The 21,018-nt window shown below is 68.9% G+C and carries 14 protein-coding genes and 2 tRNA genes; 7 read left to right on the top strand and 9 right to left on the bottom strand.

All coding sequences use genetic code 11. The features are described 5' to 3' along the window. Nucleotides 1-50: 50 nt before the first annotated feature. From GFJ45_RS07740 to GFJ45_RS07735, 3 genes are all read left to right on the top strand, one after another. Nucleotides 51-124, top strand: a tRNA-Ile gene (locus GFJ45_RS07740). Nucleotides 125-148: 24 nt separating this feature from the next. Beyond that, nucleotides 149-295 (top strand): DLW-39 family protein, encoded by a 147-nt coding sequence (locus GFJ45_RS16330; RefSeq protein WP_194288573.1) that lies wholly within the window; start codon nucleotides 149-151, stop codon nucleotides 293-295. Nucleotides 296-320: 25 nt separating this feature from the next. Next, a tRNA-Ala gene (locus tag GFJ45_RS07735) sits at nucleotides 321-393 on the top strand. Nucleotides 394-915: 522 nt separating this feature from the next. Here the strand turns inward: GFJ45_RS07735 and GFJ45_RS07730 are convergent. Beyond that, nucleotides 916-2,136 (bottom strand): tyrosine-type recombinase/integrase, encoded by a 1,221-nt coding sequence (locus GFJ45_RS07730; protein ID WP_153395837.1) that lies wholly within the window; start codon nucleotides 2,134-2,136, stop codon nucleotides 916-918. After that, nucleotides 2,133-2,381 carry a helix-turn-helix domain-containing protein gene (locus tag GFJ45_RS07725; protein WP_153395835.1) on the bottom strand — a complete coding sequence of 83 codons (249 nt, stop codon included), beginning with the start codon at nucleotides 2,379-2,381 and terminating at the stop codon, nucleotides 2,133-2,135. Before GFJ45_RS07725 ends, GFJ45_RS07730 begins: the two co-directional genes overlap by 4 nt. A 279-nt stretch (nucleotides 2,382-2,660) precedes the next feature. On the opposite strand from GFJ45_RS07725, the gene mobF reads away from it, so the two are divergent. Beyond that, nucleotides 2,661-6,479, top strand: a complete 3,819-nt coding sequence (gene mobF / locus GFJ45_RS07720; protein ID WP_153395833.1) for a MobF family relaxase — start codon at nucleotides 2,661-2,663, stop codon at nucleotides 6,477-6,479. A gap of 1,252 nt (nucleotides 6,480-7,731) precedes the next feature. Here the strand turns inward: mobF and GFJ45_RS07715 are convergent. Beyond that, the gene (locus tag GFJ45_RS07715; RefSeq protein ID WP_194288572.1) at nucleotides 7,732-8,250 is read right to left on the bottom strand and encodes a hypothetical protein; all 519 of its coding nucleotides are present in this window, start codon (nucleotides 8,248-8,250) and stop codon (nucleotides 7,732-7,734) included. Between the two features lie 960 nt (nucleotides 8,251-9,210). Between GFJ45_RS07715 and GFJ45_RS07710 the strand changes: the two genes are divergently transcribed. After that, nucleotides 9,211-11,166 (top strand): hypothetical protein, encoded by a 1,956-nt coding sequence (locus tag GFJ45_RS07710; protein ID WP_153395829.1) that lies wholly within the window; start codon nucleotides 9,211-9,213, stop codon nucleotides 11,164-11,166. 569 nt (nucleotides 11,167-11,735) lie between these two features. Continuing rightward, nucleotides 11,736-11,918 (top strand): hypothetical protein, encoded by a 183-nt coding sequence (locus GFJ45_RS07705; protein WP_153395827.1) that lies wholly within the window; start codon nucleotides 11,736-11,738, stop codon nucleotides 11,916-11,918. A 1,061-nt stretch (nucleotides 11,919-12,979) separates the two neighbouring features. On the opposite strand, the gene GFJ45_RS07700 is transcribed toward GFJ45_RS07705, so the two are convergent. Continuing rightward, complete coding sequence (locus tag GFJ45_RS07700) at nucleotides 12,980-13,645, bottom strand: TetR/AcrR family transcriptional regulator (protein ID WP_228386677.1); 666 nt, start codon at nucleotides 13,643-13,645, stop codon at nucleotides 12,980-12,982. Between the two features lie 183 nt (nucleotides 13,646-13,828). Between GFJ45_RS07700 and GFJ45_RS07695 the strand changes: the two genes are divergently transcribed. Continuing rightward, the gene (locus tag GFJ45_RS07695) at nucleotides 13,829-14,509 is read left to right on the top strand and encodes a DUF4386 domain-containing protein (protein ID WP_194288571.1); all 681 of its coding nucleotides are present in this window, start codon (nucleotides 13,829-13,831) and stop codon (nucleotides 14,507-14,509) included. A gap of 327 nt (nucleotides 14,510-14,836) precedes the next feature. On the opposite strand, the gene GFJ45_RS07690 is transcribed toward GFJ45_RS07695, so the two are convergent. From GFJ45_RS07690 to GFJ45_RS07670, 5 genes are all read right to left on the bottom strand, one after another. After that, nucleotides 14,837-15,403, bottom strand: coding sequence for an NYN domain-containing protein (locus GFJ45_RS07690; RefSeq protein ID WP_194288570.1), 567 nt, complete (start codon nucleotides 15,401-15,403; stop codon nucleotides 14,837-14,839). Nucleotides 15,404-15,456: 53 nt separating this feature from the next. Next, nucleotides 15,457-16,671 (bottom strand): alpha/beta hydrolase, encoded by a 1,215-nt coding sequence (locus GFJ45_RS16935; protein WP_267128853.1) that lies wholly within the window; start codon nucleotides 16,669-16,671, stop codon nucleotides 15,457-15,459. Beyond that, nucleotides 16,668-17,678 (bottom strand): hypothetical protein, encoded by a 1,011-nt coding sequence (locus GFJ45_RS07680; protein WP_153395823.1) that lies wholly within the window; start codon nucleotides 17,676-17,678, stop codon nucleotides 16,668-16,670. Before GFJ45_RS07680 ends, GFJ45_RS16935 begins: the two co-directional genes overlap by 4 nt. Continuing rightward, nucleotides 17,668-18,888: an ATP-grasp domain-containing protein gene (locus tag GFJ45_RS07675; RefSeq protein WP_153395821.1), complete on the bottom strand. Its 1,221-nt coding sequence runs from the start codon at nucleotides 18,886-18,888 to the stop codon at nucleotides 17,668-17,670. Before GFJ45_RS07675 ends, GFJ45_RS07680 begins: the two co-directional genes overlap by 11 nt. A gap of 63 nt (nucleotides 18,889-18,951) precedes the next feature. Next, a partial coding sequence (locus tag GFJ45_RS07670; RefSeq protein WP_153395818.1) for an acyltransferase family protein occupies nucleotides 18,952-21,018 on the bottom strand: 2,067 nt, incomplete at its 5' end.

Raw genomic sequence — 21,018 nt, 5'->3', positions numbered from 1 at the left:
GCGACCGGTCGCGGTGGGGTAACCTCGTCCGGCGTGCCGAGCGCGCGCTGGGGCCTATAGCTCAGTCGGTTAGAGCGCTTCCCTGATAAGGAAGAGGTCACTGGTTCAAGTCCAGTTAGGCCCACTCCCTCCCCCACCAGGAGAACTCATGAACCGCGTGCTGGGCATCGTCGTCGTCGCCCTCGGGGCCGCGGCCCTGGCCAAGAAGTGGCAGGACCAGCAGGCCGAACGTGACCTGTGGGCGGAGGCCACCGACACCGTGCCGAACGCGCCCCAGCCGCCGGCACACGGCTGAGCCGGTCCCACCAGCCCACCACCTCGGGGGCGTGGCGCAATTGGTAGCGCACCTGCTTTGCAAGCAGGGGGTTAGGGGTTCGAGTCCCCTCGCCTCCACCCAGGTCAGAGGCCCTTCCCGCTCAGCGGGGAGGGCCTCTTTCGTGCTCGTACCCCAGGAAAATACTGCAGTGGGTCACGTCGGCTGTCCGCGCGGCGCGCGCGGGAGGCGCGGAGCCTTCAGGTGGCCCTGCTGAGCGACGGCGGTCGCGACACGGCGTGCACCCTCGACGAAGGCCGCGGGTGCTCCCGCGGCCGCTGTCATGACTGCCTCGGCAAGACCCTTGCGCAGGCGTTCCGGGGTATGCCGTCATCTGCCGCCCTCGAAGAGACCGGCACACGGGTCATCGTCCTTGGCGTCGGGCGGCCGCTCGATCCGCGAGCGCCTGCTGGCTGAGCCCGGCCTCTCGGCGTGTTTGGCGTACCGCGGCACCGAAGCCACGGACCGTCCTGAGCAGGGAAACCGCCTCCGAACGAGAGATGTCACGTGTGTGGACATTTCTCAATGTCACGGTACGGCGACATTCCGAGTTGTCGTCGAACCGTGACATCTGCGCTTGTCACGCAGGTGCGACAACCGACTTACACAGCCGAGCCGTCACCCAACCGTCCACCGAGCTGGTGCAATGCGTCGCGCGTGGCCCGGGAGGAAACCTGGGAGTAGACCTCCATGGTCAGCGCGATCCTGCTGTGACGCAGCACCGCCATCGCGACTCGGGGGTGCACCTCGAGTGAGACCAGCAGGCTCGCGCAGGTGCGGCGCGTGGCGTGGACCGGGATGACAGGGACGCCGGCCTTCTCGGCGCGGGTCTTGAACGCCCGGTGGAAGTTGCGTGGGTCGATCGGGTCGCCCAGCCGCGTCGTGAAGACGAGACCGCAGTCTGCCCACATCTCCCCGGCCGCGAGCCGGCGCCGGCTCTCCTCCAGGCGGTGCCGTTCGAGCGCCCGCACGGCGATGTCGGGAAGCGGGAGCGGCGCATCGGACGACGGCGTCTTCGTCCGGCGCCGCAGCAGCTGGCCGTCGACCCGCTGGACCTGCCACGCGATGAGCGCCTCGCCGTGCTCGAGGTCGACGTCCTCCCACGCCAGCCCCAGCATCTCCCCTCGCCGCAGCCCGAGCACCAGCAGCAGCACGTATGCCGCGTACATGGGGTCACCGTCAGCCCGTGCCGACTCGAGGAACTGCCGCGCCTCGTCCACGGTCCACACGGCTGACTTCTTCGCCCGTGGCACCGGGACGCGGACGAGAGCGGCCACGTTGCGATAGACGAGCTCCTCGCGCATCGCCTGGGTCAGCGCCCCACGCAGCACCCGCCACGCCTGGTGGACCGTCCAGTCAGAGGCGACCTCCTGGCAGCATTTCCCGACGGCGCAGCACTGCGGCTCGGGCAACGCGGCATCCTTACCCTGGAAGCAGCACTGGCACCGGACCCGCAGAGCGTTGACCCACGCCTGGACGTCGCGGACCGTCAGCTTCTCAAGCTTGCGGTCCCCCAGGTCGGGCACGATGTAGAGCCGGGCGAACATCTCGTAGTTGCTGGCGGTCGCCGGGGAGAGGCCTGGGCGCACCGTCTCCGCCAGCCACCGCTCGAGAAAGGCACGCAGGCTAGGCGAGACCGGTACGACCGGGCCGCGCCGCGCCCGCTCGTGCAGCTGGAGCCACTTCTGGTGGACCTCGGCGCGAGTCTTTCCGTAGACGGACTTGCGCTGGCGGCGGCCCGCGGGCGTGGTGATCCACACGTGTGCGGCGAAGCCGTTCCGGTACGGGTAGATGGAGCCTTCCCCGTTGGCCCGGCGACTCACGGCCAGTCCGCTTCGGCCTCGGCCGCCCGCTTGGCGACGTACTCGTCGACCCACGCCGGCAGGATGCGACGGGACCCGCCGTCCTTGAGCGAACGCAGGTCACCGGTGATGCACATCATCCGCACCTTCGTCGGGCCGTAGCCGAGCATCTCGGCGACCTCGGACACCGTGTACCAGCGCCGCTGGAGCGGGCCGACCGGCGCCTTGCGTCGGTGCGCCGAACCTCCGCTTGCCGTCGCTGACATGTCCACTCCCTTCGCCAGGGACCGACCTCCAGTAGGCCACGTCCCACCCGGACCTCGACAGGTCCCTGCCGCCCCTGTGGATAACCCATCCGACGACGCGACCCGCCTACCTCCAGAAGCCCTGCCACGCATCGCTGAGACTCACCCGCACCTGAGCTGCTCCGACAGACTCCGCGACCGTCCGACACCACTGCCTGCGCAGATCGAGGACACACCTGGTGCACTCGGAACGCCCCTGGTGAGCCCCTGCGGCTGTCCCCAGTGGCTTTGGGGAGCGTGATGACCTTGCACAAGCTCGCCGCGGGCAGCGGGTACACGTACTTGACCAAGCAGGTCGCGGTCCACGACGCCACGGAGAAGCGGCAGGTGGGCCTCGCCGCCTACTACGAGGAGAAGGGCGAGGCGCCAGGTCGGTGGCTCGGCACCGGCCTGGCCGGCCTGGACCTGGCCGAGGGGGACGTGGTGACCGAGGAGCAGATGATGCTGTTGTTCGGGCAGGGCCGCCACCCCCGCGCCGGCGAGCCGCAGGCCGCCGCCAACGGTTGGGGGCCACTAGGACGTTCGTTCTTGACCTTCGACGCCACGTCCCTGCGGCAGGTCACCGCGCGGGCGTTCAGCGAGCACAACACCGCCCGCGGGCTGGCGTGGAACGCCCCGATCCCCGCGGAGGAGCGGGCGGCGATCAGGACGCAGGTCGCCCGAGAGGCATTCATCGGACGGCACGGCCGCGCCCCGGTGGACGAGGCCGAGCTGACTCGCTTCGTCGCGGGTGCGTCGCGGCCGGCGCAAGTGCCGGTGGCGGGGTTCGACCTGACGTTCTCGCCGGTGAAGTCGGTCTCGGCGCTCTGGGCCCTGGCTCCGCCGGAGGTGGCGAGGGAGGTGGAGGCGGCGCATGAGGACGCTGTCCGCGCGACCGTTGCGATGCTGGAGAGGGACGTGGCGTTCACGAGGGTGGGCAAGGGCGGCATCCGCCAGGTCCCCGTCACCGGGCTGGTGGCGGCGGCGTTCGACCACCGCGACGCGCGAACCGGGGACCCGGACCTTCACACCCACGTCGTCGTGTCGAACAAGGTGCAGTCCCTGCTAGAGGAAGGCGGGCGGTGGCTCACCCTGGACGGGCGGATGCTGTTCAAGGCCAAGGTGATGGCCTCCGAGCACTACAACACCCACCTCGAAGCCGGCCTTACCGAGCGGCTCGGTGTCCGCTTCGTCGACCGCCCCGGGCAGGAGGGCAAGCGGGCGGTGCGGGAGATCGACGGGATCGACCCGGCCCTGCTCGCCACCTGGTCGTCCAGGCGGCAGGCGATCGAGGCCCGGCAGCGCGAGCTCGCCTCGGTCTTCCTGGCCGACCACGGCCGTACCCCCACCGCCATCGAGTCGCTGGCCCTGGCCCAGCAGGCGAACCTGGAAACCAGGCCCGGCAAGCAGGAACCGCGCTCCGAGGCCGAACAGCGCCAGGCCTGGCGGCAGCAGGCCACGGCCGTGCTCGCCCGCGACGGACGCAGCCAGGAGGGCATGGTCGCATCGGCGGTGGGGGCGGGGTGGGGGCGCACCGGGGGACGCGGTCGGGATGCGGGCATCGCCGCAGGTCACGGGGTGGGGACGCTCTACGGGCACGTCCGGGAGCGGCCGGGTCGGGACGTGCGTCCCCAGATCGTCGCCGCGCGGGTGCTGTCGGTGCTGGAAGCGTCCCGGGCGACGTGGCAGATCTGGCACGTGCGCGCCGAGAGCCTACGCCAGCTCCGCACCGCCCAGGTGCCCCTGGACAGGCTCGAGGAACACGCGCGCGAGGTCGAGCGCTGGGTCCTGCAGGGCTTCTCGGTACCGGTCGGGGTGCCGCCGGAGCTGGGCGAGCCGACGGTGCTGCGCCGCCCGGACGGACAGTCCGCCCACAGGATGCACGGCAGCCAGGCCTACACCTCGAGGGCGATCCTGGCCGTCGAGGACGAGCTGCTCGCGCTGGGGCTGCGTCGCGACGGCCGCCAGGCCGACCCGGCCGTGGTTGAGACCGTCCTGGCCGCCCAGAGTGGGAACGGTCCGAGCCTGGACCGGTCTCAGGCGGCGATGGCCGGCACCCTCGCCACGAGCGGGTGCCGGGTGCAGGTCGCCCTCGCCCCGGCCGGGGCCGGCAAGACCGCTGCCCTGCGTGTGCTCGCCCGGGCCTGGGAGGCCTCCGGTGGCACCGTCCTGGGCCTGGCGCCCACCGCGGTCGCGGCCGAGGAGCTCGGCCGCGCCACCGGCATCCACGCCGACACCATCGCCAAGCACCTCCACCAGGTGAACGCCACCGGGGCCAGTGTCTCCCCAGAGCCGCAGTCGCTGGCAGCGATCAGCCGTGAGGTCGGCCCGGGAACGTTGGTGCTGATCGACGAGGCCGGGATGGCCGGCACCCGCGACCTCGCGGCCGTGGTCCGGCACGTCGTCTACGCCGCCGGCAGCGTGCGGCTGGTCGGGGACGACCAGCAGCTGGCCGCCGTAGCGGCTGGCGGAATCTTTCGTGACCTGGCCGAGCAAGGGCACGCGCACGGCACCACCGCGACCCTGACCGAGCTGCACCGGTTCACCGACCCCGCCGAAGGAACCGCCACGCTCGCGATCCGCGACGGCGACCCCGCCGCCCTGGACCACTACGTCGACCACGGCCGCGTTCACGCCGCCGACACCGGGGACGTGGTCGAGGCGGCGTATGCCGCCTGGAAGGCCGACCAGCAGGCCGGCATGTCCAGCCTATTGCTGGCCGCCACCCGCGACGCCGTGCGTGAGCTGAACCAGCGCGCCCGGCAGGACCGCCTGAAGGCCACAGGGCAGCCGCCCGGGCGTGAGGTCGCCCTAGGCGACGGGACCCGCGCCAGCGCTGGCGACACCGTCATCACCCGCCGCAACGACCGAAGTCTGCGCGGCGCGGACGGGTCCTGGGTCAAGAACGGCGACCGGTGGCACGTCCTCGAGGTCCACGCCGACGGGGCAGTCTCGGCCGAACGCCACGACCGAAGCTCACGCGCGGTGCATACCCGCCAGATCACCCTCCCCGCGGACTACGTGGCCGAGCACATGCAGCTGGGGTACGCCAGCACGATCCACGCCGCCCAGGGCGCCACCGTCGACACCACCCACACCGTCCTCACCGGGAACGAGTCCCGGCAGATGTTGTACGTCGCACTTTCCCGCGGCCGGCAGACCAACCACCTCCACCTCGGCACACCCAGCGCCTCGCTGGATCGTGTCGGGCACGAGGTCCAGGACACGGGGGTGGAGCCGCGGCAGGTGCTCACCGACATCCTCGGCCGCGACGGCCGCGCACAGTCGGCCACGACCGTCGAGCGCGGTGACGCCGCCCAGCTGCTGCGGCAGGCTGTGCTGGCCTACCAGGACGCCCTGCCCGTCCTGGCCCAGGACCATCTCGGTTTCGAGCGTATGGCGGCGCTGGACGACGCGCTCGAGCGGTGGTTGCCCGGCCTCACCGGAGCGTCGGCCTACCCGCACCTGCGCGGCCGGCTCGCCCTACGCTGGGTCGACGGGACCCCGCCACAGGGGGTGGTTGAGCAGGCCACCTGGTACCGCGGCAAGCGCAGCCTCACCGAGGCGGACGACCCGGCCGCCGCCCTCGCCTGGCGCGTGGCAGCTGCCACCCCACCGTCCCACCGGGACGCGCCTCTGCCCTGGCTCCCCGACGTCCCATCCGCGCTACGCCAGGACGCGGAGACGAGCGAATACCTCGACCGGCTCACCCGCCGAGTCCAGCAGCTCGTCGAGCGGGTCGCCGACGAAGCCCGACGAGTTGGTGCGTCCGACCGGAAGCCCTGGCAGCGGGCCCTGCCCGCCCACGTCGATGACCAGCTCAACGGCGACCTCGCGGTCTGGCGCGCCGCCCACGACATCCCGTCCACCGAGCCCAACCCCACAGGTCCGCCGATCAAGGAACCCGACGCAGTCAGACACCAGACCCGACTCATCCGGCGACTGGGCGCGCCGACTCCGGTTTCCGGCGTGGGGACGCCAGCCGCTGACGGCAACAGGCTCCGAGCCAGCCAGCGACGCGCAGAGCGTCATGCGCCCCATGAGGGCGCCACACGCGGAGCATCTGGTCCTTCCCGGTGATCGGTCCGACCCGACGAAGGCTGATCCCCGTGGTGCGCGGCGGTCGATACATTGGGGTACCGCCGAGTACAGAACATGTTTGACGCCAGTTCAGAAGATTGACCACGCCGAGGCCCCCACGTTGGCCGGCTGGCTTCCTGGCGCCGTCCGACCGTCGCAACTGGCGCGCTGAATGAAGCCACGGGCTGCCACCTAGATTCGCCAGGGGGCCGCGGCTATCCGCAGGGTGGACGTCTTTGGCTGCGGCGGCCTGCCTCGTTTGGAAAGTAGTCGCTCAGCGTGCTCCAGCATTTCGTGGGCGGTCCAGACAAACCAAGCCAACACACGGGCATCTGCGGTGATCCGCCCTCGAGATTCCCCTTCACGCACCCCGGGAAGCCACTCCACGCTCTGAAGATGGAGGGTCGACCAAGGCCGCCCATGGGCAAACGCACTGGCCGCTGACCACGCAGCCACAGGTGGAAGGTCTCCTGGGCGCATCATTTCCGCGATGTGCGGGGCTTGTAGCATCGCGGTCGAAGTGAGGTGGCGGTGGGTCCGAAGATTTACTCCGTTTAACTGAGCCGCTGCTTCCACTTTTCGCATGAGTTCTTCGCGGTCGGCCTCCTGATCCTTCTTGTCACGTCCGAGGAATCCCCCGAATCTGGCTAGATCCAACTTGCTTTGGGTCTCCCAGCGGAGGACGTTCCTTACGCGAACGTCGGCGTCGTCCGGCCCGACGGCCCAGAGAGCGGCCGCGCCGGCTTCAAGTGCGCCGCGGGCCAGCGTGCTGCCACCGTAAGCGGGCAGGACGGGATTCGGTTCGCCGAGAAGGTGGGCGATTGTGCAGAGGTGGTCGTTGCCCGTCACGATTGCTTGGGAAGCGGTGTGCGACACCGCCCAGGGGTGCAGACGCGCGTCGTCTGCCGCCAGGGTCGAGCGAGGGTGTGGCCTACCCCAGTCCGGATCCTGGGTCCGCCCGACCCTCTCTTTGGCCGCGTCACCGACGATCCTCAGCACAAGGTATGCCTGCTCCTCCGTCGGCCCGTGTGCGCCCCAGTCGATGCCCGACCGTTCGCCCGCGATTTCGCTACCCATGGCCGGACCATACGCCTCGGTCAACCAGGCCGGGGGGCCGCGAGGAACCCGACCTGCGGGACAGAGATAGAACGGGGGCCAGGCCATGCGGCAAAACTACGCTCCCACGATGCCGTTGACCGGCACACGGAGGATCACCGAGTGGGAGTCGCACCGCCCTCGGGGCATGTGCACACTAAGGGGCCGTGGTGGGTCCCTTAATGTCGGCTTCGGAGAGTGCCCTTTTGATTGTCTGGGAGGGAGCACGGAGCCAGTCGCCCTCGGCGAAGTAAAGCAGCTCTCGCCTTCGCAGAAACATTACAAGGCCACCAGCGAGGAGAGCCCACGTCAAAAGAGTCGCAACGCCATAGGTTATCCAGTTGCCAAGGTTTGACGGAAAGTCTGTAAGCAACGCGATGCCCAAGTATAGGAACGCTACGCCTCCTCCCAGCAGTAGGGATGAGCGCCACACCGGCAGGCGCGGCGTCTTCTTAACATCAACGTTCTTGATCTCGATACGGGCGTCCGAGCACCTAGGTCGCCCGTCACATAGCAGGCGAGCATACGCGGGCTTGCCACGTTGTAGCAGATGGGGCTCGAAGGTTACACGGAGACCATCCTCGTCCTGCATCGCAGATACCGTGGGGCCATCAAGGATGGCGCCGTCAGGTGGCAGTTCGATTCCCGTGACATAACGAGCGTCCAAGAAAATCATCTCGCAACTGCCACCACGAAAATCATCTGGACTGATGTCCTGATGGCTATTGTTTTGCAGCCGGACTTCTAATAGGTAGGGCTGGGAGACTGGCTGTCCGTTGTATGCAACGCTGAGCTTCTCGGGCGATCGCTCAGAGAGGATCGGCGTCGCTCTCCATAACGGCAGGACCTGGACCCGACGGGTCGCGTACCACCACGTGATCCACCAAGTGATTGCGATGGGGACCGCCAGACCTATGATCCAAAGCCACATAGGAGCAGGCTACTGTGCACAAGCGCCAGCCTGCGTGTGTCGCGACCGGCGGCAGTGGCCTGGCGCTCACGGATTTGGGCACCTACGGACTTGCCGCGTCGGGCGCGAGGATGGGTCGCGTGAACGAAACCCTGCCATCGTGGCGACCGGTGGCGCGCTGTACCACACGGTCATCATGTTCATCGGGTCCGTGCCAGTCGCATTGTTGGTCACCGCTCTGGGCCAGTGGCAGGTGCTCATTTTTCCCGGAGCGCGGGCCTCATCCTTATCGCTTGTCCGGCCCCTGAAGGCTGGCGCAAACACCTCCCGAGACTGGGTCGGGTGCGGGACACCATCCGGCGAGCGTAAGTGGCACACTCCTGCCGCATGACAGTGGTGGGACGCACGCCAGTGCGGCCAGTTGCCCGCAGGCCCCAGCGACGAGTAGTCCGCAGGAAGCGTGTCGCGCGGACCGGGTGCCCGTGCATCTCGCCGAGACGCGGGTAGCCCAACGCGGGACGGCGCGGGGTGATGGCTCAACGAGGGCGGCGCGAGCGAACGAGCGTACGCCCGTACAAGCATGAGACACGCCATTCCGCCTCAGAGTGTGGCCAACTCGTCGCCCTACGTAAAGCCGCCTGAGCGAGGCAACGGTCGTCCCTTAGAGTCGTGGCGACAGGTAGGATCTACCCCATCGACTGACAGAAGACGCTCGCAAGGATCCACATGGACGAAGAAGCCGCACCCGACCAGTCCACGCGTCGGCTCCGCTATTACGGCGTTGGGGACCTTGCGACGTACTGGCAAGTCCGTCAGGCAGTCGAAGTAGTAGGCGCCTTTGACCCAGTATCCCCACCGGAGGATGTTAACGGGATATTAGAACTGCACAACGCTCGGCTTTTCATAGAAGCGGGTTTTGTACCCGCTGACATCGCTGAGCACCACCGCCAGGAGCTACTGGCAAAAAGCACCAGCATCAGGCGGATCGTCGCGCAATGGTTCAATGATCTACAGGACGGCAATCTCGCTGAGAAGTTGCAAGGAGTCGACTGGCAATACCAAGAGCATCTTCTTGATCTCTTGGCTGGCCTAGGAGTCTATGGACGCTGCTCCCCCGCAGCGATGTTGTCTGCCCTTGACGGAGCAGAGATTCAGCTCGGCGACATGGTTACGAGTAAGCGGCTGGTAGAGAACTACGACACAACCCTGCGGGATCGTATTCTGGCCGAGCCGCGTGGAGCTGAGCTCGTGATCCAGCACCACCTTGAGGATGAGAGGACGAAGGACTCCTTCCTTCCCGCAAGTTTCAGTCCAGCCGACTCGCGGGCCCTCATGGAGTCCTACATCGACAGCGCGGCGCCGAACCCGAACTACCTAAAACTGATAGCTGACGCGGCTATAGATAGTGCCGCGGGAATAGATGCCAGATTAGTTGTCAAGGCAAGGCGCCGATACAACGCCATGATCGAGGAGTTGTTCCAGACGAATCCCGGTATCAAGACCGGTTGCGCCGTCACTGTGTCACGGACCCAGGTTGAGCCGGTGGTCTCAAGCCTAAACGACATGGTCATCGAGTACACCTTCAGTGAGGCATGGCTGGAGGACACATTGGACTTTCCCTCTGTCCTCAATAATGTCCAGTACTTGTTCGAGTTTGCGCCCCAGGACGGACTGCTGACTCTGCCTGCCTTCGACAGCGAACGGGGTGGGATTGAAGCTGCCATTGGCCTAATCGGCACAAGCCACTACCGGACCGGCCAGATCTTCGAGGCCAAGGATCGGGCAACACTACTCCAGACGGTAATGTACGTGCGGTACCTCGCCTCGAAGGATATCGACCTTGAGGCGGTGCTCCGCTGGTATTTCGAGGAGTACCTGCCCGAGGAGTATGGCGTGGAAGGCTTTGTGTTCAGCCCATCCAGCCCGATGGCCAATTATCTGGAGCGCTGCCGAAACCTCTTTGCCGAAATGGAGTCGGTGGCGACGCAATTTAAACTGTTCCTCGAAGACGGTGAAATCGACCACGAGGTAGCCGCCGCAGGAGCTGACCAGGTACGATATCGGACTATCCCGAGTACGTTGGTGGGAAAATACGCGTATCCGACGGACCACAATGAGATCCGCACCCTTCTGCACACCTTGTTCTCTGATCAGTCCTCTTTGACCTACGTCAATGAAGCCCTGAGAGGCAACAACGCCTTCGAACTGCTTCGGCGGAAGGAGGTCTCCTACGAATCGCTGCACGAATACCAACGGCCTCTCGTCGACAAACTGATCGAACACGGAGTCGCCGAGAATACGGGCGGGCGCATTCATCTTAAAAACCCCGGCCTTTTGCGCGTGCTGATGTCACTCGCCGACTACGAAGCCGTCGCCTACTACCATTTGAATGAGCGGTCTCGTACACAAGTCGACACGATGGTCGATGCGGGGTGGCTTGTCAGGCGATCGACGCTGCTCACCAATGCCGAGGCCTCCTATTTCAATTTCAACTTGAACTCTGTTGACTTCAGCAATGGCCCAAAGTTACGCAACAAATACCAGCACGGCGTCCAAGCAAAGGGCCATGGCGAAGCCCAGCATCAGGAGACCTACTACCGCGCGCTGCGACTGATGCTTGCGCTGACCCTCAAGATCAACGACGAATTTTGGCTCGTTGATGCGGAGAAGACGCGCGACTGAGGCGGTCGCCGCGGAGCCCTGCGGATGCCAGCCTCCTTGTGCCTGGTAGCGATGGCGGCATTGACCAGGACTTGTAGCACGAAGGCGGTACGAGGCGACGCTTCGGGTCGACCTGGACCTTGGTTTGCGAGCTGCGTAGGGATGTGCCTCCTCTCGCCGCCAGCGAAGTCGCGTCCGCGCACAGCGGAGGCCCGAGCATCACACTAACTACATCAGCCGCCAGGGCTCCCGCGCCTTCTCTCTGGAGGCCGGAGCAAGGATTCCTTGCTGACGGAGTTTGGTACCGGCCCATCGGATGTCGTACTGCCACGTGTAGAAGAGGTCTCCTGCCGCGCGCAGGTCGTCCTCGTGTCTCCGCCACACTGTCTTACAGACATCAAGCAAATCTGCCGAGCCGCCATGTTCCCGCAGGGCCTCGACGATCCACGGCCCCAAAACTGATTTGTCAGACATGGAGTGAGCTTCGCAGCTCCCTGGGAGAGAAGCTACTGCGACCCTCCTCCCGAGGGGTGCGTCACTTCCCGCGCGAGAGGTCGCCCTATTCCCCCGGTCGGGGCAGGAGGATCGTCGTGACCGAGACACTGGCGGTTGTGAGTCCGCCGTCCCCGAAGGAGAACGAGGACCAGGGGCTGGCTTCGCTCGAGCAGCAGGAACCGAGCAGGATCGTGGCCAAGTGGCGACACTCCTTGGTCAGCACCGCCGGTGCGTTCGGCGGTGCCGGGCTGGCCCACCCCGGGCACGAGAAAGGGTAGGAGCGGACCGCGGCTAGGGAGGTGAAACGGTCAGGGTCCGCCAATCGGCCAGCGATGATGCCGGTCAGCACGGGACTGGCATCGGGGCGGGGCGGACGCCCGACCAGGTCGACCTTCGGCATACAGGAGGGTGATCCGCTGATCCAGGTCGCTGGTGCCTCCGCCCCCACGCAATGGAGCGGGCGTACCCCACTCGTACCCCAGAAAAGTACTGCAACGCGGAGCCGTCACAGCGTACGGTGGCGCATCGCTATGTGCCCTGACGTGCGGGTTTGGATGCGCAAGAGTAGCTTTCGTGGACTTTGCGAGCAGGGGGTTAGGGGTTCGATCCCCCTCGCCTCCACCCTGTGCTGAGTCGGACCACAGGTATCACCTGAGTCGCGACATCAGTCCCGTCGTACCCCCGGGCCATCGGCCCGGGGGTCTTGCGTGTTTGCTCCAGTAGCCGCGGGTGGGGTTGATGGTGTGGGGGATCTCGCCGGTGCAAAGTTCGATGACGGTAGCGGTATTCGGGTCGAGGATGACCAGGATCTCCTTGCCGCAGTGGGCGTAGCCTGCGCCGAGGCGGTGCATGCGTGCGGCGCGTCGGATGCTGATCTTTGCCCCCGGCGGCCCGAGTTTCGAGCCATGGTGTCCTGGGTTTGGTGGAACCGTTCGGCCTTGCCCTGGGTCTGGGGGTGGCTGGGGCTGCCGTCCTTCAGCCTGATCCCCAGCGCGCTGAGGTATGCGGCGGCGTTGCGCCCGCCGCCGAACCGGGCGGTGTAGACGCGGGCCGCTACTGAGACCAGCGTTGGCAGGCCGCAGTCCGTACCGAGCGAGAACCGCGGCCGAGGCGGCGGGACGAGGTTGTGATGAACTTCGATGAGGATGACGAGGAAGTTGGCTGGACAACGGGCCGGACCGATAGCACTTGAGGTCATTCTGACCGTATCCGTGCTCGCAGTCCTGATCGGGCGACGGCGCTGGCTCACCGGCCGGTCGAAGCGACCTGAGTGCGGCGGAACCGCACGCAGCGTAGCCGCCAAGGCCCGGGTGGGTTGTCCGCGCCACGTGTCCCTCAGTCATGCCGACGCGTCAGTCGCCGGGTGGAGCCCGTCCAGGATGATTCGCAGTCCGTAGGCGAAGGTGTCGTCGTAGGAGGGTGCGAAGCCAGCGGACACAGCCTCGGCGACTGCGCGCAGATGGGGCAGATCGCCGACCGGCAGTTGGTCAACCATCTGGCTGGCCGCCTCCTGGGTGTCAGTGGGGGCGGACACTTGGTGCTGCTTTTCCTGCAGGACAAAGCCGTAGACGTAGCTATCCAGCACCGAGACGGCGAGAACCGCATCGACCGGTGACAGGCCTGCGCCGAGCACGATTCCCAGGACGGCGTTGTGGTGGTGCAGGCGATTGGGTCCGACGTGGTCTCGTGACTCGATCAGTCCGAGGACCCAGCTATGGCGGAAGAGAGCGCGCCGGGTCGAGGCGCAGCGCTTGTGCAGCGCCGTCTGCCAGTCATCCTCCGCGTTGGGGGCATCGATCTCGGCGAAGACCGCGTCGATGAGTCCATCCAGGAGGGCGTTCTTGTTGGGCAGGTGGTGGTAGAGCGCCATCGCTTCGACGCCGAGGACCTCCGCCACCCTGCGCATACTGACCGCGCCGACCCCGCCCCGGTCCGCCACCGCGAGGGCGGCCTCAATGATGCGCTGATGGCTGAGCGGTCGCCGGCCGGGCTGGCGTGGGGACAAGTGCGGCCTTCCGACAGGGGTGGATCGCTGACATTACAGGTGTATAGTAACGCGCGGGACGGCAACCTTACGAGCGTAAAGGTGATGACGATGCGGCAGCGAGCTGTGAGCGTGACGGCGGTTGTGTGGGGGAGACTGCGATGGGCAACTCGGCCTGGGAGGCGGGCAACCACCGTTGCGGGCGTGCTTGTGCTCGCGAGCTTCACAGCGGGGCTCCTCAGCGTGGTGCCGGTATTGGAGCAACCGGACTACATGACCTTGCTGTCCGCGCGCCAGAGCGAGGTTGTTTCCGGTGCGTTGTTCCAGACGCTGATGGTCCCGGCATACGCCGGCTTCGCCCTGGTGCTCTACCCGGTCCTGCGACGAGCGGACGCGACACTCAGTTTGGGGTTTGTCGGGTTCCGTCTGGTGGCCTGTGGATTCCACTTGCTCGCAGTGGTGATGCTGCCGTTGCTCCTGCACCTGGCTGACGGGTACGACGCGACGGCGGCCTCCTCCGGCGACGCGAGCATCGCGGAGGTCTTGCGGCTCGCCCGAGATCTTGTGAACCACGTCGTTGTCATCGTGACCCTGTGCCTCGGTGACCTGATGCTGTTCACCTTGCTCTTCCGCCGGCGACTGGTGCCTGCCTGGTTGTCGGTCTGGGGCATCGTCGGAGCCGCCCTGGCGATCCTCGGCAGCCTCCTTTTCCTGGCGCGCGCCGTGGACGTGGTCAGCGGCCCTTACCTATTGCTCAACGCACCACTCGCGCTGCACGGACTCGTGCTCGCGGGTTGGCTGATCGCTCGGGGACTCAACACGAGGTTTCTGACCGAGGCCGCCGACCTCTCATCGGCATCGGTGGCAGTCCCCAAGGCGAGCTAGCTAGCCTGGCTGATCTCTAGTCACGGCAGGACACGCCCAGGCGTGGAGGGGTCCGGAGGAGGGTCGGCACTCAGCCGGTGGGCCAGCACCACGTAGCAGGTCAGCAGCAGCGGGGGCGGCGCTGTCGCCCGACCTGCTGCGAGTCACCTCACGCACACGGCCCAGTTGAACCTTGGAAGGGGCTGCAGCCGGGGTGGACCACCGACGCGATCAGGTGGGTGGACTGCCCGCAGGGGGTTTGGGCTCGAGTCGTTCGCCTCCAGCGTGACGAGTGGCGAACCAGCTGGACTGGGTCGCGGCTCATCCTCTGAACGCGCCGCGGGTCGCTCAGACCAGGAACTGCTCCGGGTCGAACTGGTCGATCGGGATGACCCGCAGCCGCGGCAGCGGCGCGGTGAACGCCGCGACGTCATGCTCCAGGTCGAAGCTCTGCAGGCCCCTCTCGGCCAGGGCGGCCAGCCCGGAGCTGCAGAACTCCTGGAACGCCATCAGCCCGACCTGGCGGCCGTCCAGCAGCGCCGCCAGGTCCTCCCGGAAGTCGCCGTCGTGGCTGACCAGCATCACGTCGGCCGCGCGGGAGCGCAGCGCCTGCAGCGTGCGCTGCACGGCGATGTCGACGACCTTCTCCTCCGTGGTCCCCGACAGCGGGATCGCCTGGTAGCCCATCGCCCGCAGTGCCTGCACGAACGACATCGGCATGCCCTGGCTCGCGTTGAGGAAGAACAGCCCGCGGGCCTGCTGGCCCCACTGCTCCCGGACGAAGGTCAGCAGCCGGTCCCACCGGGGCCGCTCCTCCGGGTGCGGCCGCCGGCCCAGGATGGAGGTGCCGAGGGTGGCGTCGATGTTCTCGCCGTCCACCAGCAGGTAGGTCGGCCGGTCGGTCGTCAGCTCCATCGCGCAATCTCCTTGTGTCTTAACCAGCAACTAGACAGTGCAATATCGGGCTACTACTCGTAGACGAGCTTCTGCGGGCCCGGATAGATCCAGCTCAGCCCGTCCCGCAGCCGGTCGCGCCAGTTCTCCCAGGAGTGGCCATCGCGTGCCTCGACGTAGCGCACCGCCGCCCCGGTCGACTCGAACACCGGCACCATCGACCGGTTGGGGACGATGAGCGGCTCGTAGACGCCGCAGGACAGGTACATGTGGTCGGCCACCCGTCGGGGGCGGGCGCGGTAGCGGTTCATGAACCGCACCACCGGGTCGAACTCCGGCCCCCCGCCGTGGTCCTCGCCGATGTCGGTGAAGACGAACGAACCCGATTGCAGCAGCAGGTTCCCGTAGACGCCGGCGTTGCGGTAGGCGGTGGTCAGCGCGGCGACCGCCCCGAAGCTGGCGCCCATCAGGCAGCGCGCGTCCGGCCGGTCGATGAGGGGGAAGTCCTGCTGCAGCCGCGGCAGCAGCTCGCTGGTCACGTGGCGGGCGTGGCCGGCGTGGTTGGCGTACTCCCGGATCCGGTCGCCCGGGTTGCTGAAGGCCACGATCGTCTCGGCCATGTCGAGCCGGTGGATCAGGTTGTCCAGCACCGTGCCCATGGCCGCGTAGTTGAGGTAGTCGTCGCCGTCGTGCACGACCAGCAGCGGGTAGCGGCTGGTGGGCCGGAACCGGGGCGGCAGGTAGACCCGGGTGTGGGTCCACCGGCGCAGCGCCCGGGACTGCAGCGGCAGGTCCAGGAACTCCCCCTGCCGGGCGTGCGGGTCCGGGTGCGTCCACTCCGGGGTCGTGTAGCCGCTGGCGTGGCAGACCGAGGAGGAGCCGACCGGGCTGTGCGCGACCCGGGGGTTGAGCGGGTCGTTGACCTCCTCGGTGTGGTCCCCACGGCGCACCTCGAGCTGGTACTCCACCCGGGAACCGGCGGGGAGCTCGACGACCACCGCCCACAGCGAGGTGTCCTGCACCCGCCGCAGCGGCACCCGCTGCGGCTGGTTGACGATCCGGTGCCGCAGGTGCACCTCGTCTGCGTCACCGCGAAACAGAAACGTGCACCGGAAGCCCTCGACGATCGGGGCCTCGTTGCTGGCCAGGAAGCGGTCCACCGCCTCCTCGGTGAGCGGGCGCCGCTCCCGGAGCCGGTTGATGGCCAGCTTGCGCTGCCGGGCCTTGGTGCCCGGACCCGGCGGGGTGCCGGGGATGGCCAGGTCGAGGTCGTGCGGGCCGGGTGTCACGGTTGGTCCCGCCAGCCGGTGATGGCACCGTCCTCGCCCAGCACCGGGGTGCCGTCGGGCAGCCGGCCTCCCGCGTCGATCTCGACGCGGACCCGCTCGTCCAGCGGGACGCACCGGGCCGGGGCGAACCGCTGCTGCAGCAGCGCCATCCGCGCCCGGTCGCCCAGCGCCAGCCGGTCGCGGGCCGAGGGGAGGGCGACGACGTCGTGCACCATGCCCAGGCCGCCGGTGAACACCTCCGCGACGGCCGGGCCGTGCGCGGCCCGGTCGTGGAAGAGCACCACCCGGTCGGTGAGCGCCATCGCCCCGGCCCCCCAGGCGATGACCGGCAGGTGGGCGACCTGCGGCGCGACGTTGAACAGGTGCATCGCCCCGACCAGCACGCCGACGTGGCCCCCGGTGACGACCAGCGCCTCCACGCCGGCGAGGTCGGCCGCTACCTGCGCCCGGGCCTCGGCGAGCGCGGGCCGCTCGTGCGGTGGCCACGCACCCCAGAACTCGGCGTGCACCTCGGCCACCCGCTCAAGGTGCCGGGTGTCCATCCGCCGGATGATGCGGACCGCGTCGTCGCGCGCGGCCTCCACCAGGTCCGGGTGGCGGGCGTGGTGCTCGGCCAGGTCGGCGACGGCGTGCATGGCGTGGCCGAGCCCTCGCAGGTACAGCTCCTGCATCTCCTCCAGCCGGGCCCGGCGCCGGGTGTCGGCCTCGGCGAGCTCGGGGTCGGCCTCCCAGACCTGCTGCATCCGGTGCCACAGCCGCAGGTTGACCGCGTTGCCGCCCACGAGGTCGGCCAGCAGCTCGTCCTCGGGCTCGCGCTCGCGCCAGCCTGCGGTCACCATCCCCACCCGGCGGCCGCACAGCCCCAGGTCGCGCAGCACGGTGTCGACGGTGGGGTGGCGCTGCGGGCCCAGCAGCACCACCCGTGGCCGGCCCGCCCCGTGCCCGTCGGTGCCCGCTGGCTCCGGCGCGGGCGCCGTGGCGGTGCGCCCGGGGGACTCAGTGGGCATGGACCTGGACGGACTGCCCGACGTCGTCCAGCATCCGCCGCAGCTCGTCGTAGTCCGGGTGCCGCATCCGGATCCAGGCGTTGGCCATGTAGCCGGCCTCGACCGGCTGCGTCCCGGTGCCGGGCTCTGGCAGGTGGGCGTCGATCACCCACTGCCCGTAGCGGTGCTGGATGTCGTCCAAGCCGGAGTAGCCGCTGATACGGCCGTCGCGGTCCGGCCGCAGCGCGATGATGCCGGCCGCGTGGCTGCGCGAGGGCCGCTGGCCGACGTGGCCGTGCACCAGCGCGTCCGCCCAGGCCCGGTAGACGTCGATGTCGTTGCCGTTGGAGTACAGGTCCCAGCAGCCCACGCCGGGGGGCCGGGCGCCGATCTCGCTGAAGATGAGCCCCTTCGGGCCGTGGAACCACTCCATGTGGGTGGCCGAGGTCTCGATGCCCAACGCCTCCACCACCTGCTGACCCAGCCGGCGCATCTCGTCGTAGAGGCCGCCGCCGTCGATCCGGTTGGTGGAGACGTACTGCGGCGAGATCCACCGGTTGCGCATCGCCTCCAGCACCCCGGGGTAGTAGTGGCAGGAGAAGTCCAGCACCACGTGCCCGTCCAGGGTCAGCGTGTCGTAGAAGCCCTCGTGCCCCTCGATGAACTCCTCCACCGCGATCGAGGTCACCGAGGAGCCGAACGCCGCCAGCGCCTGCTCCAGGTCCGCCTCGGTGTCCACCCGGCTGGTCGACGCCGCGCCGGCACCCTCCCGCGGCTTGAGGATGAGCGGGTAGCCGACGCGGTCGGCGAAGCTGCGCACCTGGCTCGCGGAGTCCGCCGCGGTCGAGGCCGCGGTGCGGATGCCGGCCTCCCGCAGCGCCTCCTTCATCGACGGCTTGTCCCGGCACAGCCACGCGGTGCGCACCGAGGTGCCGGGGATGCCGGTGCGCTCCCGGACCACCGCGGCCGGGAGCACGTGCGCCTCGATGGTGGCCTCCAGCCGGTCCACCCACACCAGCCGCTGCAGCCGGCGCACCACGGCGGTCATCTCGTCGGTGTCGGTGACCGACCGGACCTGCTTGTAGTGGCCCAGCCAGGAGCGCAGCTGCTCGTCCAGGTACTCCGCGGGCGTCTCCCCGACGCCGAGCACGTGGGCGCCGGCCTCGGCGAGCGCCCGCACGAACTCGCGCTGGTTGCGCGGGAAGTGGGGCTCCACGAACACGATGTTCACAGTCGAGAGCCTGCCACAGCGGGCGCGGTCGCGTCGCCCGCGCGGGGCCGCGACCCCCGGCCGTCAGCCGCCGCGGGCGAGCGCGTCGAAGGCCTCGGCCGCCGCCTCGGCGTAGACGTGCATCCCGGGGATGTCCGGGTGCACCCGGTCGGACTGCAGGTCCTCGGGCCGTTCGGCGATGGCGCCGGCCCAGTCGCCGACGACCACGTTGTCGCGGCCCGCCGCGGCCTGCTCGATGGCCTGGTTCGACCCGGGCACGAACGTGCTGCTGGAGTACAGGTTCATCAGCACCACCCGGCGGTCCTCACCCAGCATGTCGAGGAACTCCTCCAGGACCGCCGCGTCGACCCCGGCGTTGGTGCCGAAGTGCACGATCACGTTGTCGCGCACCCGGTCCTCGGCCAGCGCCTGCTCCAGCACGCCGAGCGCGTCACGCCACTGCCGGTTCGACTTGGCCTCGAAGCTGATCCCGGGGAACCGGTGCTTGAGGCCGTCGGCGCTGGTGACCACCAGCGAGTCACCGATGGCGGTGATGTCCTCCCCGCGCGGCACCGCCAGCCCGTCGGCGTCCAGCCGCCAGCTCGCCGGGGCGCCCTCGGGCAGTCCCTCCGGTCGCTCGCGGCCGCCGTCACCCGCGTCGCTCTTGGCCTGGCCCGAGTCCTCCTCGGCGGCGCCGTCACCGTCCCGGCCCCCGTCCCGCTGGCCGGCCTCCCGGTCCTGACCGCCCTCGCCCTGGTCCGTCGAGCCCTGGTTGCGCTCGCCGTCGGCGCCCTCGTCCTGCGCGCCAGAGCCGCTGCCGGGCTCGGCCGCACCCTCACCGACGAGCTCGGCCTCGGAGGCCTCGATCGCGCGCTGGGTCTCCGACTTCTCGGGGGCGGTCGCGAGCGCGACCCCGGCGAGCAGCACCAGCACGCCGGCCGCGCCGGCGACCAGCCGGGGCAGCCGGTTGACCTGCCAGGGGGTGGTGAACCAGCCGGCCAGCCGGCGCAGCGAGCGCAGGAAGCCGTGCCGGCGCACCGGGGTCTCCACCAGGTGGTGAGAGAGCTCGGCCAGCAGCAGCGTCAGCAGCAGGCAGCCACCCAGCACCGTCCACCCGCGGGGCGTGTCCGGGGCGAACGGGAACAGCGCGGCCGCGATCATCAGCACCGGCCAGTGCCAGAGGTAGATCGCGTAGGAGCGGCGACCCAGCCAGGCCAGCGGCGCCAGCTGCATGAGCGTGCGCCACGGCCCGGGCGACTCCAGCAGGCCGGCCACCAGCACCACGGTGGCCAGGCACGCCAGCAGCATGCCGCCGCGGAACGTCCACGCGGAGGCCTCGCCGAGCACCCGCATCAGCCCGACGAGCACCAGCAGTGCGGTCACCACGGCCGCCCCGCGCCACCGCCGCCAGGTCCGGGTGCGCAACCACGCCCGGTGCGGCCCGGCCCAGGCCAGCGCCAGCCCCACCCCGAGCATCAGCCCGAACAGGTGGGTGTCGGTGCCGTAGTAGACCCGGGTGGCGTCCTCCCCGGGCGTGTAGAGCAGCGCCATCAGCAGCGCCGACCCGGCGGCCAGCCCGCCGGCGGCGTAGAGCCGCTGCCTGGTGTCGCGCGCCAGCGCCAGCAGCAGCACCAGGCCCAGCGGCCACAGCAGATAGAACTGCTCCTCGACCGCGAGCGACCAGAAGTTCACGAACAGCAGCGGGGAGGTGCTGTGGAAGTAACTGGCGCCGGCGTTGATCTCCAGCCAGTTGGTGGAGAACGTCAGCGCGCCGAGGGCCTGCCGCTCGATCGCCACCAGCAGGTCGCCGCCGACCACCCGGGCGGCTGCGACCGACACCACCACGACGGTGACCAGCGCCGGCAGCAGCCGGCGGGCGCGCCGCAGCCAGAAGCCCAGCAGGTCGATGCGTCCCCGGCCGTGGATGTCCCGCAGCAGCAGCGTGGTGATGAGGAAGCCGGAGACCACGAAGAACACGTCGACGCCGAGGAACCCACCCGGCAGCACGGTGGGCGTGAAGTGGAAGACCAGCACGCCGAGGATGGCCAGCGCCCGGATGCCGTCCAGCCCCGGGATCTGGCCGGGGCGCGGGCGCAGGTCGCTGGGGCCGTAGCGGCGGGGCTTGCGCGGGGTGGGCCCGGCGCCGCCGGC

The organism is Ornithinicoccus halotolerans, assembly GCF_009602535.1.
GTDB classification, from domain to species: Bacteria; Actinomycetota; Actinomycetes; order Actinomycetales; family Dermatophilaceae; genus Ornithinicoccus; species Ornithinicoccus halotolerans.
Note: the sequence above shows the minus strand (reverse complement) of the source record. Positions and strands in the feature narration are given on the sequence as shown.

Bases quoted from the DNA above. Each gene is read 5' to 3' on its own strand.
- mobF (WP_153395833.1), top strand. From the start codon at position 2,661: ATGACCTTGCACAAGCTCGCCGCGGGCAGCGGGTACACGTACTTGACC.
- GFJ45_RS16330 (WP_194288573.1), top strand. From the start codon at position 149: ATGAACCGCGTGCTGGGCATCGTCGTCGTCGCCCTCGGGGCCGCGGCC.
- GFJ45_RS07680 (WP_153395823.1), bottom strand. From the start codon at position 17,678: ATGCCCACTGAGTCCCCCGGGCGCACCGCCACGGCGCCCGCGCCGGAG.
- GFJ45_RS07725 (WP_153395835.1), bottom strand. From the start codon at position 2,381: ATGTCAGCGACGGCAAGCGGAGGTTCGGCGCACCGACGCAAGGCGCCG.
- GFJ45_RS07715 (WP_194288572.1), bottom strand. From the start codon at position 8,250: ATGATTTTCTTGGACGCTCGTTATGTCACGGGAATCGAACTGCCACCT.
- GFJ45_RS07690 (WP_194288570.1), bottom strand. From the start codon at position 15,403: ATGGAGCTGACGACCGACCGGCCGACCTACCTGCTGGTGGACGGCGAG.
- GFJ45_RS07710 (WP_153395829.1), top strand. From the start codon at position 9,211: ATGGACGAAGAAGCCGCACCCGACCAGTCCACGCGTCGGCTCCGCTAT.